Genomic DNA, 16,704 nt, shown 5'->3' with positions numbered 1-16,704 from the left:
ACTTGTTGTTAAGAGCGATACCTGACCACTTTACGACTACCCTGACCAGACGCGATTACTTCATGACTACCCCTGACCAAAAATGACCATCCCTGACCAAAGACAACATCATAATTTCTTGGCGGTTTTGCATAGCATATCCCGCTTCCATTGAAAATACCCCATCACAGCCAGAGCGAGAAATACTGCATATAAAATCGCCGTTAAATGCAGGTCTTTGTAAAAATACATGACCACGTAACAAGCGTCGGCGAGGATCCAGACAATCCAGTTTTCGAGGTATTTTCTTGCCATCATCCATTGCCCGATGAGACTGGCGACAGTTAATGCGGAATCGGCATAAGTAAGGCTTGCATTCGTAAAGTGACCCAGAAGGAATCCCCAGGAGAATGTGACAACTATAAAAATGAATCCGAAAACAGCATAAAGTTTTAAGGGAGTGGATGTTACCCTTACTCCGTCGTGACTTTTGCCACCAAATTTCCACATCCACCAGCCGTAGATACTGGTCACAAAATAGTATCCCTGCAATCCCATATCGGCGTAGAGCCTCACCTGCCAGAAAACCGCGGCGTATAAAACAGCGTTAATAATTCCGAAAAACCAGCCCAGCACATTCTGGCGGGTGTTGAGATATACACAGATTGCACCGGTAACAAAGCCCAGAATTTCAAGCCAGGTAGTGGCAATACCTCCCAGGGAAATGGGTTGATTGAGCCAATCGATCATTTTACGGAATCAGCGGGTTATGGAGGTAAATATATCGGATTAACAATTAAGTAATTTGTCCTGATCTTCTTTTGGACCTATTTTTGCAATGATTTGATAACGGTTAAACAAATTCAAAAAAACTGTTGTTACCTATAATGCCGGTCAGGAAATTTCCTGGAACGGCTTTTTGCGTTTAATCCTGTCATACATTCACTGCGGCGGAAAACCGGCTAATATTGAAATTACTTGGAAGTTAAAGACTTATTGAAACTATACGGAGGCGACAGTTACCTGGATCTGCTGGTCTCCCAGATTGACTCAAAAAATCCGGAAGCCGCTCACGTTCAGATCAAAGGATTAGTTGGAAGCCTTGATGCAGTAGTCACTGCGGCAATCCAGCAAAAAAAGAAAGGTCCGGCAGTTTACATTTTAAGCGACCGGGAAGAAGCTGCCTATTTTCAGAATGATCTGCAGAATCTGATTGGAAAAACGGAGGTCCTGTTTTATCCGACATCTTATAAGAGGCCTTATCACTACGAGGAAGTGGACAACGCCAATGTCCTGATGCGGGGGGAAATTCTTAATAAACTCAATGTGAGCAGGGCTGTCCCGCTCCAGATCGTGACTTATCCTGAGGCTTTGTTTGAGAAAGTAATCAACAAACGGTCTCTGAAAGCCAACACTTTTTCTGTTAAGGTTGGCGAGAAGCTGGATCCGTCCTTTCTGACTGAATTTCTGACGAGTTATGGTTTTGAAATTACAGATTTCGTTTTCGAAGCCGGGCAGTTTTCGGTCCGGGGGGGTATTCTCGATGTCTTTTCATTTGCGAACGAACATCCTTTCAGGATTGAATTGTTTGGGGACGAAGTGGAGAGTATCCGGTCATTTGATCCCGATACACAGCTTTCTTTGGAAACCGCCAAGCAGATTAACATTGTACCGGATATTCAGCAAAAACTGTCGCATGAAACGCGGGAATCCTTCCTGAATTTCTTTTCTCCTGAGACAGTTTTATGGTTCAAAGATGCTGAACTAACGCTGGAAGTAATTGAAAAATGTTTTGAAAAGGCTGAAAAAGCACTGGAAGAAGTAACCGGGGGAGGTGTGCAGATCGTAGCCAATCCGCAGGATTTGTTTGAAACGAGAAGAGGGTTTCTGAGCCAGGTTAAAAAATTCAAAACCGTTGAATTCGGGAAAAGATCTTATTTCAAAACCGAAAGCAAGCTTCCCTATTCTTCAAAGCCGCAGCCTTCTTTCAATAAAGATTTCAAAAGATTATTGGATGATCTGTCTGATAATCAGTCCAAAGGCTTTGTCAATATCATTGTGGCCGAGCAGCCCAAGCAGCTCGACCGGCTTGAAAGGATTTTTGAGGATCTAGATCCTTTTGTGAAATTCCAGCCGATGCACATCTCGCTCCGGGAAGGTTTTGTGGACGATAACCTGAAGGTTGCGTGTTATACCGATCACCAGATTTTTGCGCGCTTTCACAAATACAGGCTCAAAGAGAAATTCAGCAAATCGAAGGCGATTACACTGAAAGAACTCAAATCCCTGCATCCGGGCGACTTTGTGACCCACGTGGATTACGGGATCGGTCGATTTGCAGGTATGGAGCGGAAGGATGTAAACGGAAAGGAACAGGAAGCGATCAGGCTGATTTACCGGGATAATGACCTGCTGTACGTAAGTGTGCATAACCTGCATAAGATCGCCAAATACACCGGCAAGGAAGGCACGCCGCCGGCGATGAGCAAGTTGGGCTCGGGTGAGTGGGAGGCTAAAAAATCGAAAGTTAAGAAGCAGCTCAAAGACATTGCGCATGAACTAATCGCACTGTATGCCAAGCGCAGGCAGGCGCCGGGTTTCCCGTTTTCGCCGGACAATTACATGCAGGCAGAGCTGGAATCTTCATTTTTATACGAGGATACGCCCGACCAGGCAACGGCTACAACCAATGTAAAAGAGGATATGGAAAAGGCACATCCGATGGACCGTCTGGTTTGCGGGGATGTAGGTTTTGGAAAAACTGAAATTGCAATCCGGGCTGCCTTTAAGGCGGTTTGTGACAGCAAACAGGTTGCGGTTCTGGTGCCGACGACGATTCTTGCTATGCAGCATTTCAAGACTTTCAGTGATCGTCTGGCAGATTTTCCGGCGAGAGTTGGTTACATCAACAGGTTCAAGTCTACGAAAGAAATTAAGGATACGCTGAAGGATACTGCCGATGGGAAAATAGATATATTGATCGGTACCCACCGAATTTTAAATAAAGACATCAAATTTAAAGACTTAGGGCTTCTTATTGTCGATGAAGAACAAAAATTCGGGGTAAAGGCAAAAGATCGGCTGAAGGAAATGCGGGTTAATGTGGACGTACTTACCTTAACCGCTACGCCGATCCCGAGGACACTGCATTTTTCACTCATGGGAGCCAGGGATCTTTCGGTGATCGCTACGCCGCCGCCTAACAGACAGCCGGTTACGACAGAAGTACATACTTTCAGTGAAGAGTTTATCCGGGATGCAATCAGTTTTGAAGTGCAGCGGGGCGGGCAGGTTTTCTTTGTACATAACCGTGTCAACGACATTGAATCCATTGCCAATATTATCATGCGATTGGTACCGGATGTCCGGATCGGCGTGGCGCACGGGCAGATGGATGGCGACAAGCTGGAAAAGGTCATGGTGGCTTTTATCGAGGGAGAATATGATATTCTGGTCTCTACCAATATTATCGAGTCGGGAATTGATATTGCGAATGCCAATACAATCATTATTAATTCAGCGCACATGTTCGGGTTATCGGACCTGCACCAGATGCGCGGTCGGGTAGGACGTTCCAATAGAAAAGCTTTTTGCTATCTGCTGACACCTTCAGTATCTACACTGGCAAGCGATTCTAGAAAGCGTTTGCAGACGCTGGAAGAATTTTCGGAGCTGGGCGACGGTTTTAAAGTGGCTATGCGCGACCTGGATATCAGGGGGGCGGGTAATCTTTTGGGCGCGGAGCAAAGCGGTTTTGTGAATGATCTGGGTTATGAACTTTACCATAAAATGCTGGATGAAGCGGTTCAGGATCTTAAAAATAATGAGTTTAAAGACCTTTTCACGTCGGCGTTGGGGCTGCCCAAAAATCTGGTTCCGGATTGTCAGATAGAAACGGATTTTGCTACACTGATTCCTGACGATTACGTCAAAAATATTTCAGAAAGACTATCGTTATATACCCGCCTTGACAATATTGAAACTGAAGACGAACTTGCCAAATTCGAAAAAGAAATACTGGACAGGTTCGGACCGGTCCCGCCGGAAGTTTCGGACTTATTGCGAACGGTGCGTTTACGCTGGGCAGCAGAGCGTATGTACTTCGAAAAATTGACCCTGAAAAGCAATACCATGAAAGGCTACTTCGTTACTTCGCAGAACGATGAGTTCTTTCAGTCGTCGAAATTCGGACAGGTTATAGAGTATATTAAAAAGCATCCGAAACAAATTGCTTTGAAAGATCAGAAAGGTAAGTTGATGTTGATCTGCGAGGATGTAAAGAGCATTGATCAGGCCCGGAGTATTTTGTCGGAAATGACCCAATAAACGATTTTTAAGTAATAAATTCGATTCATTTCATACATTTGCGGTTTAGCATACTATAAAATACCAAACACTTAAGTCACTTTAAAGCAATGATTTGCATGCAAAAGATGGGTATCCGGTCGATCTCGTTGATTCTGATTGTGTTATTAGCGGCTACTTCTTGTAGTAAAAACAAAAAACCGACAAGCTTGAAACCGGGAAAAACCAGCTCCAAAACGGGTCTGGCTTATAACGGTAAAGATGGCTTTGAAGTTAAACAATATAAGGCCCTGCCTGCAGGTCCGGACCTTGTTTATATTGAAGGAGGCCGATTTACGATGGGTTCTCTGGAAGAGGAAGTGATGAACAGGCGCGATAATCCTAAAAGAACTGTAAGTATCCAGTCCTTCTACATGGATCAGACCGAAGTGGCGAACGTTCACTATTTGGAATATCTGAATGCAGTGCAGCGTGATTCTTCCGAAGAATTTTACAGCAAAGCACTTCCTGATACCAACGTTTGGTTTAACGATTTATCGTTTAATGATTCTTATGTAACCATGTATCTTCGTCACCCTGGTTTCCGTTTGTATCCGGTTGTCGGCGTTTCGTGGGTTCAGGCAAATGACTACTGTGCATGGCGCACGGCAGCTGTTAGTCAGGCCAACAATACAGCTGGTGCAGCCGCCAGTGGAAAGAAAAAAGGCTTTTCGTTTGGCAAGAAAAAGAAAGCAGCTGCTGCCGAGGCCGAAGCTGTTGCCAGCACGCAGGCTGCTCCGCAGCTTAGAATTGAAAGTGGCTACGTGATGCCGCCATACCGCCTCCCGACAGAAGCAGAGTTTGAATATGCTGCTATGGCAATGATAGGCACCCAGTATTCGGATGAAAATCAATCTAATCAAAGAATTTACCCTTGGGACGGTTCCACAATGCGTAATCCACGCGGCCGTAAGCAAGGTACGATGTTAGCGAATTTCAAACGTGGCCCCGGTGATTACGCGGGTATAGCAGGTAAATCCAATGATGGAGCGATCATTACCCAGGAAATCCGTTCTTATCCGCCGAATGATAACGGCCTTTATGACATGGCCGGAAACGTGAGTGAATGGGTATATGACGTCTACCGCCCGCTTTCAAACTCGGATGTAAATGACCTGAACTCTTTCCGCCGCGATGGTTATCAGGATGAGGCAAAAAGTTATGATACAAAAAACAATAACTCACTGGTGAATGATAATCTGAGAGTTTACAAAGGAGGTTCCTGGTCGGACGTTGCCTACTGGTTGTCACCCGGCACACGTCGCTATATGGATCAGGATTCGGCAACTGCGATGGTTGGTTTCCGTTGCGCAATGATTGCCACAGGAAGCCACAAAGAGTGATTTATCAGGTAAAAACATAGGCAAGTCGCTGCTCATTCAGAGTGGCGGCTTTGTTGTTTTTAATGGTGTGCCAAAGCGATTGTCATGATATAAAATTTACGGCAGCCTGCGGCTTTCAATGTTTCTGCGCACTCTTCTAAAGTTGCGCCTGTTGTGAGCACGTCATCCATGATGATGATGTTTTTGGCGGAGATACTCTCTTTCACCAGAAAAACACCTTTTACATTCTCCCGACGTTCGGCTTTGGTTTTTCCGGTTTGGGTGGCGGTGTGCCTTATTCGTTCCAGAGTGGTTCCTGTCCATGGAATTCCGGTGGCTTTGGAAAATCCGGCAGCCAGCAGATCGCTTTGGTTATAGCCTCTCAGTTGCTTCTTTTTCTTGTGTAAAGGTACGCTGATGATCAGATCGGCATCGGGAAGATGGCCCGCAGCAGCCATTTCCTGCCCAAACATAAAACCCAGTAAAGTCCCAACTTCTTCATTTCCCTTATATTTCAGTGCATGTAATAGCTTCTGGACTTTCCCTTTTTTTGTAAAAAGTAAAAACGAACTTGTTGAAAATACTTCCGGTGCATTTACAAACTTGAACTGCATGATGTCTTTGTAAATACCGTCGGCTGTGATTCTGGGGAGGGAAATTCGGCAACCGGTACATATAACTTCTTCATTTCCAATAAGACTTTTGTCACAAGCTTCGCAGCATCGTGGAAAAGCGAGGTCGATAAAATCGTTCCAGATAGTTCTAAGGCTCATATTTTAAACAATATCAAGTGAGTGATTTTCGCGCGGACTGAATACCTTTGCACAGTAAAAATTCTGATTCCCGACATGACAACGCTGATCGTTAATGCACAAGTAGTAAATGAAAACAGCACGCATCAATATGACGTGCTAATTCAAAATGGTCACATAGAAAGGATAGGAAAAGATTTGCAAAGCGTTCATGCGGATCATGTCATTGATGCAAAAGGAAAGTATCTGATGCCAGGTGTGATTGACGATCAGGTACATTTCCGGGAGCCGGGACTTACGCATAAAGCGACTATTTATACAGAGGCCAAGGCAGCTGTGGCTGGTGGGGTAACATCCTTCATGGAAATGCCGAATACCGTTCCAAATGCACTCACGCAGCAGTTGCTGGAAGATAAATACCACATTGCTTCTGAAACATCTTTAGCTAATTACTCATTTTATATGGGCGCCTCTAACGATAATTACGAGGAGGTAATGCGGACAGACCCGTCCAGGATTTGTGGTATCAAGATCTTTATGGGTTCATCGACCGGAAATATGCTTGTAGATGCGCCCGAAGTCCTCGAAAAAATATTTGCCAATGCACCTTGCCTCATTGCCACACATTGTGAAGACGAGTCGACCGTGCGCAAGAGGATGGCGTTTTTTAAAGAGAAATACGGAGAAAACGTTCCATACAATATTCATGCGTTGATAAGAAATGAGGAGGCATGCCTTACTTCATCTTCTTTTGCCAGTTCGCTGGCCCATAAACATAAAACCAGGCTGCACATTTTACATATATCAACCGGAGACGAAGTTTTCCTTTTTGAAGTAGGAAACAGAAGTAACGGGCAGATTCTTTTGTCTGACGGGCAGCAGAAACTTATCACAGCTGAGGCTTGTGTACACCATTTGTGGTTTGATGCTGAGGACTATCACAGGCTTGGGAACAAAATCAAATGTAACCCTGCGATAAAGGCGCCGCATCACAAGGAAGCTATTTTACAGGCGGTTTTGGATAACCGTATTGATGTGATTGCTACCGATCATGCCCCGCATACTGTGGAAGAGAAAGCGCAGCCTTATTGGCAATCCCCCTCCGGCCTGCCACTTGTGCAGCATACACTTAATGTGATGCTGGAACTTAGCAAAGAAGGTAAGATTTCAGTGGAACGGGTGGTCGAAAAAATGTGCCACGCTGTTGCTGACTGCTTTCAGATCAAAGACCGGGGTTACATCAGGGAGGGATATTGGGCTGACCTTATTTTAGTAGATTCTCAGGCAACGACGACCGTGGAGGCGGGAAATATCTATTCTAAATGTGGTTGGTCTCCGTTTGAGGGCAATCAGTTTAGATCCGCAGTTACACATACATTTGTCTCCGGACATCTGGTATTTGAAAATGGCAAATTTGATGAAACTGTGAAAGGGAAAAGATTACTATTTAGCCGCTAGGTATCGGTAGTAATTCTGGATAATGTCTAAGTCTGCCTCGGTCCAGTCAAGGGACGGCAATTCCTCGGATTTAAGCCACATAATTTGCTCGTGCTCGGTCAGCTTAATGTTCTTAGTTCGGAGACGGCAAACAAACGGGACAAGGATTATTTCGCGCCAGCCCTGATCTTTGGAAGTGACAGGAAGCTTGTGTAAAATTTCAATTTCAACGTTGAGCTCCTCTCTTATTTCCCTGACAAGACCTTCTTCGTCTGTTTCATTTTTCTCCAGCTTGCCTCCCGGAAATTCCCATTGTAGTGGAAAAGATAAAGCAGCACTTCGCTGTCCTGCCAGGATTTTTCCATTATGTTCAATCACAGCACAAGGCACTCGTACAACCAACTTTTCAGAAACCAATACTTCAATCATAGAGGCAGACACAGTAATTTACCGCAAAAATACTACATCTAATGTTAACTTACGTTGAATTCTTAAAACTTGGAAGAGTAATATTTTCAAAACAGCTCTCCTGATCTGTGACGTGGTAAAATTCCCATGTGCCTGAAAGCCTTTTCAGTAACCTCACGTCCGCGAGAAGTTCGTTTCATATAGCCCTCCTGAATCAGGAAAGGCTCGTATACTTCCTCAATGGTTTCTGCTTCTTCTCCGCAGGCTGTCGCAATCGTTGATAACCCAACCGGGCCTCCTTTGAATTTTTCGATGATGGTACTGAGTATGCGGTTATCCATTTCGTCCAATCCGTTCTGATCAACGTCCAGAGCAAGTAACGCAATTTCAGCAATGGCTACGGTTATTCTGCCGTTACCTTTCACCTGGGCAAAATCCCTCGTGCGGCGTAGAAGATTATTGGCTATACGCGGAGTGCCGCGGCTTCGTCTTGCGATTTCAAAAGCGGCATCATCTTCAAGTGGAGTTCCCAGAATTGCGGATGAACGCTTCAAAATAGTGGTCAAAAGCTGAGCATCATAATACTCCAGGCGGGCATTGATCCCAAACCTGGCGCGCAAAGGAGAAGTGAGCATGCCGGCCCGGGTAGTGGCCCCTATCAAAGTAAAAGGATTCAGTCCTATCTGAATACTGCGGGCGTTGGGGCCGCTGTCCAGCATGATATCTATTTTATAATCCTCCATAGCCGAATACAGATATTCTTCGACAATAGGATTCAAGCGGTGAATTTCGTCAATAAAAAGGACGTCGTGTTCCTGTAAATTGGTAAGGAGTCCGGCCAGATCACTGGGTTTGTCCAGCACCGGTCCTGACGTTATTTTAATGCCCGCGCCCAGTTCGTTGGCTACAATATTGGACAAAGTGGTTTTTCCAAGCCCCGGAGGGCCATGTAATAAAACATGGTCTAGTGCATCGCCGCGCTGCCGTGCGGCCTGAACAAATATTTTAAGGTTTTCAAGAATCTTGTCCTGCCCTGTAAAATCATCAAAAGACAGCGGTCGTAGTGCGCGTTCGATTTCCTTTTCAGTATTGGAAAGATTTTCTTTTTCTCCGGACAGATAATCCTGGCGCATAATCAATTTGTTATTTAGCCAAAAATAACGGTTTTAATCTGCAAAATGAAAGCCTACCGGATGATCATCACAGAGCCGCGTTTGACAGTCGGAGCGCGTTCGGGGTAGTAAAGACTTTCATAGGACAGCACATATGGATAACTTCCGGGCTGCACTTTCAACCCTTTGTATGTACCATCCCAGCGATCTTCGAGGTTATTGGTCGCGTAAATCACCTCTCCCCAACGGTTGTAAATGCGCATAGAGAAATTGGTATAATACGCCCCAAAGATCTCCAGGATTTCATTATGTCCTTCCCCGTCTGGCGTGAATGCGTCAGGAATAAAAAACCGTGGTTCGCATTTATCCACCACATTCGTGGACTGCTCCGTTACGCAACCATCATTATTTGTGGCCTGAACGGTATATGTTCCCTCCAGGTTCACCGAGATAGTCTGAGTAGTATCGCCGGAGGGCTGCCATTCATATTCCAGCACGCCCTGCCCTCTCGCATCCAATGTGACTGATTGGCCGTCCGGAATACAGATTACGTATTCAGGTGCAAGGTTAAGGATCGGAGAAGGTAACTCGCCAACCTGGATCGTGTCTGAATTGAAGCAATCGTTGCGGTCTTTTACAATAACAAAATAAGAACCTGGCTGACCAACTGTGATGTCTCTTGTCTGTTCACCGGTACTCCAGTTAAATTCAATCCAGCGTTCACTTCCTACTGACAGAACAACGGAACTGTCACGGCACAAAGTGGTGTCGGGGCCGATGGAAAATGCCGGCGGGCGGCGCAACGTAATTTCGAGTGTATCGGCAGAAAAACAGTCACCCTGAGGGCCATTGAAAGCCACCGCAATGTATCTGCCGGTTGCTGTGGCACGATATGTTTTTTCACGGCTAACCACCCGGCCTCGGTGAATCCAGGCATATACCTCGGCAGTCACTTTCATATCCAGCGGAACATATGCACCACAAGTATCTTTGTCCGGACCAAGGTCTATCTGCGGAGGTGTTTCATAAATTGTAACTTCCTGAATGACTGTTGTGTCTTTGCATTTATTGGTAGCACGCATCGCAACCATGTAAGTACCAGGCTGGGTATAGGTATAAGTAGCCTTTTGCTCCTTGGACGGAGCGGTAAAACTGCCGTTTCCTAGAAAATCCCAGGAGTACATATCTTCGATGGGCTGGCAAATGGGGCTGGCCTCAAATGTCGTAGGCTCATTTGTACAAAATCCGTTTGCCTCAAATCCCGGGCCGGAGGATTCTTGCGTAAAATCCTGAACCATATTCGGTAGCCCCAACTGACTGTTTTTTCCTCCCAGATTTACCCCGTCTCTTTCATAATCCACGCCTGTTAACGAGTTGCCTTCCGGCTCACCAATGACGGCCAGATATTCGCTTCCCTCGATAGCCATATAAATCCTGCCGTCGGGGCCAAACTGGAGAGCACCGTATTTTCGGTTCGCGGAACTGTCTATGGTGATAGCCGTTTCAGTCAAAAGGCTGTCGGGGAGTGTAAGATCGTATTGTTTAAGATAGGAATTCGTACCGTTTTCGCCCTGGAATGAAATGTACATTTTTTCTCCCGTGGGCGAAAATTCAATTCCATAAGCAATGGGCGGAGCCGGGCCAAGGTCGATTGTTTTATCGTAGGTGAGTACACCTGTTGAATCATTGAAATTGAATAACTCCACGTAATTCTGCGGAGGACCAGGTATGATCACCGCAAGTCTGCGCTGACCGGATGCGCTGTCGGGAGAAGAGAATTTCATGTAGCCCTCCGCCTCATTGGGGCTATCATGTACCATGCCCAGTTCAGGGGAGCTGGTTTCTACCAGACCGCCAGGTGTAGCGTGAAAAATGCGGAACTTATTGGTGCCGTAGTCGTGGGAAATGACCCAGTAAGTACTATCAACATCGTTACGCGCAGACACTATACGTTCCGTGGTTGGGGTTTGTAAAGTAGTGTTTTGTTCGATGATCATTCCCTTGCCGTTATTCCTACGCATATCCACAACACTTACCGTCAGGAGCTTTTCCCCGTTGATATCAGAAGTCGTAAATACATTGAAAAGATACTCGCACCCGCGGCAGGTAGGCTGCGGGACTATCAAAACGGATTGGGTGGAGTTCGGGCTGCCTTTCAATGGGACGCAATTAGCCAGCTCAAAACATTGCATGACCTCCCCGTCCTTGTTGTATATAGTTATCCCGTCTGAATAGAAGAGCAACTGACCTTTGGAATTGGCAATTGCAGAAGTACCTTCGGGCGTATTCAATTTACCATCAGTAATGGGGGACGGCGGATTATTGGAGAAATCGAGCCCCGCATTTCCACCGAAATACCACTTTGAACCTTCCTGGGCGGCTGGCTCCATACATATTTTCACATTGATCCTGTCCTGAATTTTACAACCATTTGGCAGGATAACCTCTACCGAATAACACCCTGAACTGTCTACTTTCAAGGTTTGTGTCGTGTCGCCTTTCGGGTACCAGACGTATTTCGCACCCGCGGGAGCGCCGTTAGGGTAAGGATCAAGGGTAAGGGTATCGCCGGGGCAGATCGTAGTGTCGGCTTTCCACTGCTGAAAAGGCGGAGGTAGTTCTCCTATGGTAACACTTTTAAAAACTATTTCTGTAGCCCCGCCGGCAATGGTTCTGGTTAAAGTAACATTATAGGTTCCAGGGGAAAGATAAGAGTGTTGCGGGTTTCTACGGGTATCGGTAGCGCCGGCTTCGCCAAAATCCCAACGCCACGCAGTAGACGTTTTCAGCGTATCACTGAATGAAGTCGAGTCAGATTCGCAATCCGGGTTTTGCATGCATTGTCCCTCAACAACAAAGGGAGTCTGCGCCTCAGCATATACCGAGGATAGCAGTATAAGAAGGAGAACCGGATAAAATATTTGTTGGTACTTATTATAAATTCGCCCCATGTTTCGTTACTTGTTCAAACACCCCCATCCTTCACAATTAATATCTGGTTACCCGACAATACTAACGAAAATAAAATGTTAAAATTTTGTGTGATATTGTCGCAAAAACCACTCTAATTTGAATATTAATACGCAATTTGATGATATTTTGTGAATTAAATTACCTGATTTTTTTTGAGCCTTTTCATCGACCTGCTTTAAAGTACGTCAATAAGTTATATTTATGATAAAGCGTATACTACCTCTTTTGTTGATGACACTCCTTGGTTTGAAAGGTTGGAGTCAGGATCCGCAGTTTTCTCAGTTTTACGCAAATCCGTTATACCTTAATCCTGCTCTCGCGGGCGGTGCGCTTGCACCCCGCGCAACAATCAATTACCGCAATCAATGGCCTTCCTTGTCGGCAAACTTTGTGACTACCTCTATCGGAGCGGATGTATTTTTGCCAAATTATAACAGCGGACTGGGCGTGCTGGTGACAATGGACAGCCAGGGTTTAGGCAATCTGAAGTCGACAGAGGCTGCACTCCAGTATTCATATCAATTGCAGTTAAATGAGGTTACATCTTTGCGGCTGGGTATCCAGGGTGGTTTTGCATCCCGTACGCTGGATTATTTCGGATTAACATTTGGTGACCAGTTTAACAATGGCGGACTTACAGGGCAACCTTCGGAAGATCCTTTTGCAAAAGGAGGGCCCAATGTTTTTTATGCAGACTTCGGTGCGGGGATGATGTTGTATTCCGACTGGTATTGGGCTGGCGTATCTGCGCATCATTTGAACCGGCCGAATCAGGCGTTTTCTTCCATTTCTGACGCCAGGCTGCCGGTTAAGGCGAGTTTGCAGGCTGGTTTGCGGATTCCTTTTGCCGGTTATACATTTTTAGGCGACGAAATTGACAAGGAAAAGACCATTTCCCCGGCGATTATGTACAAGAAGCAGGGAAAGTACGACCAGTTTGATGCCGGTTTATATGCGACAATAGAGCCATTGGTACTCGGCGCCTGGTACAGGGGGATTCCTTTCAAAAAATATGCGCAGAATATCAATAACCATGAATCACTGATATTTCTGGCAGGGTTTCGTCAGGATAAGTTTTCTATCGGTTACAGCTATGACCTGACGATTTCTACCCTCGGAGCGAGCAGCGGCGGCGCTCATGAAATTTCCCTCTCCTATATATTTGATCCTTTCGACTCAAAACCACGGCGGAGCAAAAGCAGTAAAAAACAACTTTCCTGTCCCAAATTTTAAGGATAGTAGCGCTATCGACTTGTAGCAAATATAAACTGGCGGTTAAAGGGTAAAGTTGGAAGCAGTTTGTCTTCTTTATTACAATTGAATCACCGTTTAACATTATATCCATCCATGGTTAATTGCTCTAGGCTCAGCGTTTTCGTTGCCTTGTTTTTGCTTACGATCTCGTGGAGTGCTCAGTCAGCTGCTCCTAAAAAGGAATTTTACGAGATAAGAATTTACCACCTGAAAAATCCGGATCAGGGATCGAGGGTGGAAAAGTATCTGAAAGATGCCTATCTACCGGCCATGCATCGCGCCGGGATCAAGAATATTGGTGTGTTCAAACCTGTAGCATCGGATACTTCTGCCGGAAAGCTTATTTATGTCCTGACTCCGTTAAAATCACTTGACCAACTCTTAGCTCTTCCAAAAACACTGGAAAAAGATGCGGCTTATTTATCAGCGGGCAAAGATTATATTGATGCAGCTTACAATAATCCACCTTATGCCCGTTTCGAATCCATTGTTCTGGAATCATTCCGGGATATGCCTGTACACAAATTGCCCAATTTGTCGGCACCGAAAAGCGAACGGGTCTATGAATTAAGAAGCTATGAAGGGCATACTGAAAAAATCCACAGGAATAAGGTGAAAATGTTCAATGACGGTGGGGAAGTACCGCTTTTTGACAGGCTCGGATTTAATGCAGTTTTTTATGGTTCGGTCATTTCAGGTAGTCACATGCCGAATCTGATGTACATGACCACTTTTTCTGATAAAGCTTCCCGCGACGCGCATTGGAAATCGTTTTTTGAGGACGACGTTTGGCTCAAACTGAAAGCAAATCCGGAATATCAGAACAACGTATCAAAAAACACGATCTTCTTCCTTTATCCTACGGATTATTCGGATATTTAGGAGGCCGGATCAATGTTCATTTTGAAGTGATGGAAGTTGGTTTGCATCTTCAGGCAAAGCCGGTTCCATCACTTTTTTTATTTTAAATCGATTTTATGAAAGCCGCTGTTTTAAGAAATCTGCATGAAGAGCTTGTTATTGAGGAACTTGAAAACCTGGATCCTGCCGCAGAGGAGGTAATTGTTGAATTGAAAGCAGCATCTCTCAATCACAGGGATGTATGGATCCAGAAAGGGTTGTATCCAAAAATTACGACTCCGATTATCCTTGGCTCAGACGGTGCAGGTATCGTGATTAAAGTTGGTGAAAGTGTTGAAAAGGCTTGGATTGGCAAGGAGGTGATTATCAACCCTTCTCAAAACTGGGGTGACAACCCCGATTTTTATGGTGCCGATCATAAAATCCTGGGACTGCCTGATAACGGCACTTTCGCCGGGCAGGTAAGGGTAGAAGCCAAATATCTGGTTGAAAAGCCGAAACATCTTACTTTTGAACAAGCATCAACCCTGCCACTTGGGGCACTTACAGCGTGGAGATCGTTGATGACACGCTGCCGTTTTACGCCGATTGACAAGGTACTGGTTACCGGCGCAGGCGGAGGCGTGGCGCTTTTTGCCATTCAGTTTGCTATCGCAGCAGGGGCGGAAGTATGGGTTACTTCAGGATCAGACGAAAAAATTCAGAGAGCGATTGAGCTGGGTGCGAAAGGTGGGATCAACTACAAAAATCCAACCTGGTACCGTGATTTGCTTGTAAAGGCGCGGGGGCCCAAAATCGGATATTTTAATGTGATCATCGACAGTGCCGGCGGGCCTGGTTTTGCAAGACTGATAGATATTGCTGCACCAGGATGCAGAATTTGTTTTTACGGGGGAGGAACAGGCAATATCACTGACATTGTTCCAGCCAAAGTTTTTTTTAAGCAACTCAATATCTATGGTAGCACAATGGGTACGGAATATGAATTCCGGCAGATGATCAATTTTATTGAAGAAAAAGAAATAGTACCCATTATAGACAAAGTATTCCCGATCGAACAGGCTGAGCAGGCACTAAGGTATATGGAGTCCGGGCAACAGTTTGGTAAAATAGTTTTGAAGATTGAATGACCTAAGTTTTCTAATAAATCGCTCATCGCGCCGGCGACCCGGTCATTCAATCATTCAATGTTATTTTTTAACCGCTTCAATCGCTCCACGAACACTCCCGTGTTCTTTCAAGAGAGATTCTGCCTCATCCGGAGAAATATGAAGTTCATCGATGATCATTCTCAATGCCCTGTCGACCAGCTTTTCGTTGGTAAGTTGCATGTCTACCATTTTGTTGCCTTTTACTTTCCCAAGCCGTATCATCACCGCAGTTGAAATCATATTGAGTACCAACTTTTGAGCTGTTCCTGATTTCATCCTCGTACTGCCAGTCAGAAATTCGGGGCCTACTACCACTTCAACCGGAAATTCTGCTGCTTTTGCAACTGGCGAACCGTCATTGCAAACGACGCAGCCTGTCAGCAATCCCGCTTTTTTTGCTTCGTTCAGCCCCCCAATTACATAAGGCGTCCTTCCAGAAGCTGCAATTCCGATAAGCGTATCGTTTTCATTCGGTTCATAAGTTGCGAGATCTATCCAAGCCTGGTTCCAGTCGTCTTCAGCATTTTCTACAGCCTTTCTGATCGCCTTGTCGCCTCCCGCAATAATTCCGACTACCAGATCAAACGGAACGCCGAAAGTAGGGGGACATTCGGAAGCATCGACGACGCCAAGCCTGCCGCTGGTGCCGGCACCTATGTAAAACAGCCTCCCACCTTTCTGCATACGCGGAACGATCTGCTCCACCAGCGCTTCTATTTGAGGAATCGATTTTTTTACAGCATTGGGGACTGTCTGATCCTCCTGGTTGATAGAGACCAAAATATCTTTGGTGCTCATTTTTTCGAGATCGTGGTAAAGCGAAGATGATTCTGTGGTAAGCATTGTATATGGTGATTTTTATGAATCAAAATTAAATCTTTTCCTTTTACCATCCTTTTAACGCCATAAATTTGGTATTTATCATAGATTAATAACAAATAATCGCGTGAATGTTTGGAAAATAAAAAGATACCCTTCTAATTTGTAACATAAATAAAAAACGAGCGAAATTTCGCTAAATTTAATTGTTACGCTAAAATGTCTTTAAAACTAATCATCCCAGTACTAGTTGTCACGCCCCTGGCGTGAGTGGGACGATTATAATAGATCT

12 protein-coding genes are annotated in these 16,704 nt (G+C 45.2%); 6 read left to right on the top strand and 6 right to left on the bottom strand.

Annotated features, from left to right (window positions below):
* Window positions 1-108 precede the first annotated feature (108 nt).
* Window positions 109-729 carry a nicotinamide riboside transporter PnuC gene (gene pnuC / locus FBF61_RS25295; RefSeq protein WP_138482586.1) on the bottom strand — a complete coding sequence of 207 codons (621 nt, stop codon included), beginning with the start codon at window positions 727-729 and terminating at the stop codon, window positions 109-111.
* 228 nt (window positions 730-957) lie between these two features.
* On the opposite strand from pnuC, the gene mfd reads away from it, so the two are divergent.
* Both mfd and FBF61_RS25285 read left to right on the top strand, forming a co-directional pair.
* Window positions 958-4,305: a transcription-repair coupling factor gene (mfd, locus tag FBF61_RS25290; protein WP_138482584.1), complete on the top strand. Its 3,348-nt coding sequence runs from the start codon at window positions 958-960 to the stop codon at window positions 4,303-4,305.
* A gap of 98 nt (window positions 4,306-4,403) precedes the next feature.
* Window positions 4,404-5,666 (top strand): SUMF1/EgtB/PvdO family nonheme iron enzyme, encoded by a 1,263-nt coding sequence (locus FBF61_RS25285; RefSeq protein WP_138482582.1) that lies wholly within the window; start codon window positions 4,404-4,406, stop codon window positions 5,664-5,666.
* 59 nt (window positions 5,667-5,725) lie between these two features.
* Here FBF61_RS25285 and FBF61_RS25280 read toward each other — a convergent pair whose 3' ends face one another.
* Complete coding sequence (locus FBF61_RS25280; protein WP_138482580.1) at window positions 5,726-6,418, bottom strand: ComF family protein; 693 nt, start codon at window positions 6,416-6,418, stop codon at window positions 5,726-5,728.
* A 75-nt stretch (window positions 6,419-6,493) separates the two neighbouring features.
* Between FBF61_RS25280 and FBF61_RS25275 the strand changes: the two genes are divergently transcribed.
* On the top strand, window positions 6,494-7,855 hold the full coding sequence (locus FBF61_RS25275) for a dihydroorotase (protein WP_138482578.1): 1,362 nt from the start codon (window positions 6,494-6,496) through the stop codon (window positions 7,853-7,855).
* Here FBF61_RS25275 and FBF61_RS25270 read toward each other — a convergent pair.
* From FBF61_RS25270 to FBF61_RS25260, 3 genes are all read right to left on the bottom strand, one after another.
* Window positions 7,841-8,263, bottom strand: coding sequence for a (deoxy)nucleoside triphosphate pyrophosphohydrolase (locus FBF61_RS25270; RefSeq protein WP_138482576.1), 423 nt, complete (start codon window positions 8,261-8,263; stop codon window positions 7,841-7,843). The two genes, FBF61_RS25275 and FBF61_RS25270, sit on opposite strands and share 15 nt — an antisense overlap.
* An 86-nt stretch (window positions 8,264-8,349) precedes the next feature.
* Complete coding sequence (ruvB, locus tag FBF61_RS25265) at window positions 8,350-9,375, bottom strand: Holliday junction branch migration DNA helicase RuvB (RefSeq protein WP_138482574.1); 1,026 nt, start codon at window positions 9,373-9,375, stop codon at window positions 8,350-8,352.
* Window positions 9,376-9,428: 53 nt separating this feature from the next.
* A complete protein-coding gene (locus FBF61_RS25260) occupies window positions 9,429-12,191 on the bottom strand; it encodes a PKD domain-containing protein (protein ID WP_229215212.1) in 2,763 nt (920 codons plus the stop codon).
* A 337-nt stretch (window positions 12,192-12,528) separates the two neighbouring features.
* Between FBF61_RS25260 and FBF61_RS25255 the strand changes: the two genes are divergently transcribed.
* The 3 genes from FBF61_RS25255 (at window position 12,529) to FBF61_RS25245 (ending at window position 15,572) form a co-directional block, all read left to right on the top strand.
* Window positions 12,529-13,560, top strand: coding sequence for a PorP/SprF family type IX secretion system membrane protein (locus FBF61_RS25255; protein ID WP_138482572.1), 1,032 nt, complete (start codon window positions 12,529-12,531; stop codon window positions 13,558-13,560).
* Window positions 13,561-13,674: 114 nt separating this feature from the next.
* Window positions 13,675-14,463, top strand: coding sequence for an NIPSNAP family protein (locus tag FBF61_RS25250; RefSeq protein ID WP_138482570.1), 789 nt, complete (start codon window positions 13,675-13,677; stop codon window positions 14,461-14,463).
* A 95-nt stretch (window positions 14,464-14,558) separates the two neighbouring features.
* Entirely contained in the window at window positions 14,559-15,572 is a 1,014-nt protein-coding gene (locus FBF61_RS25245) for a zinc-binding dehydrogenase (protein WP_138482568.1), read from the top strand.
* Between the two features lie 60 nt (window positions 15,573-15,632).
* Here the strand turns inward: FBF61_RS25245 and murQ are convergent, their stop codons facing one another.
* Window positions 15,633-16,436, bottom strand: a complete 804-nt coding sequence (gene murQ / locus FBF61_RS25240) for an N-acetylmuramic acid 6-phosphate etherase (protein WP_138482566.1) — start codon at window positions 16,434-16,436, stop codon at window positions 15,633-15,635.
* Between the last annotated feature and the right edge of the window lie 268 nt (window positions 16,437-16,704).

This window comes from Dyadobacter bucti (genome assembly GCF_005869225.1).
Classification (GTDB): domain Bacteria; phylum Bacteroidota; class Bacteroidia; order Cytophagales; family Spirosomataceae; genus Dyadobacter; species Dyadobacter bucti.
Note: the sequence above shows the minus strand (reverse complement) of the source record. Positions and strands in the feature narration are given on the sequence as shown.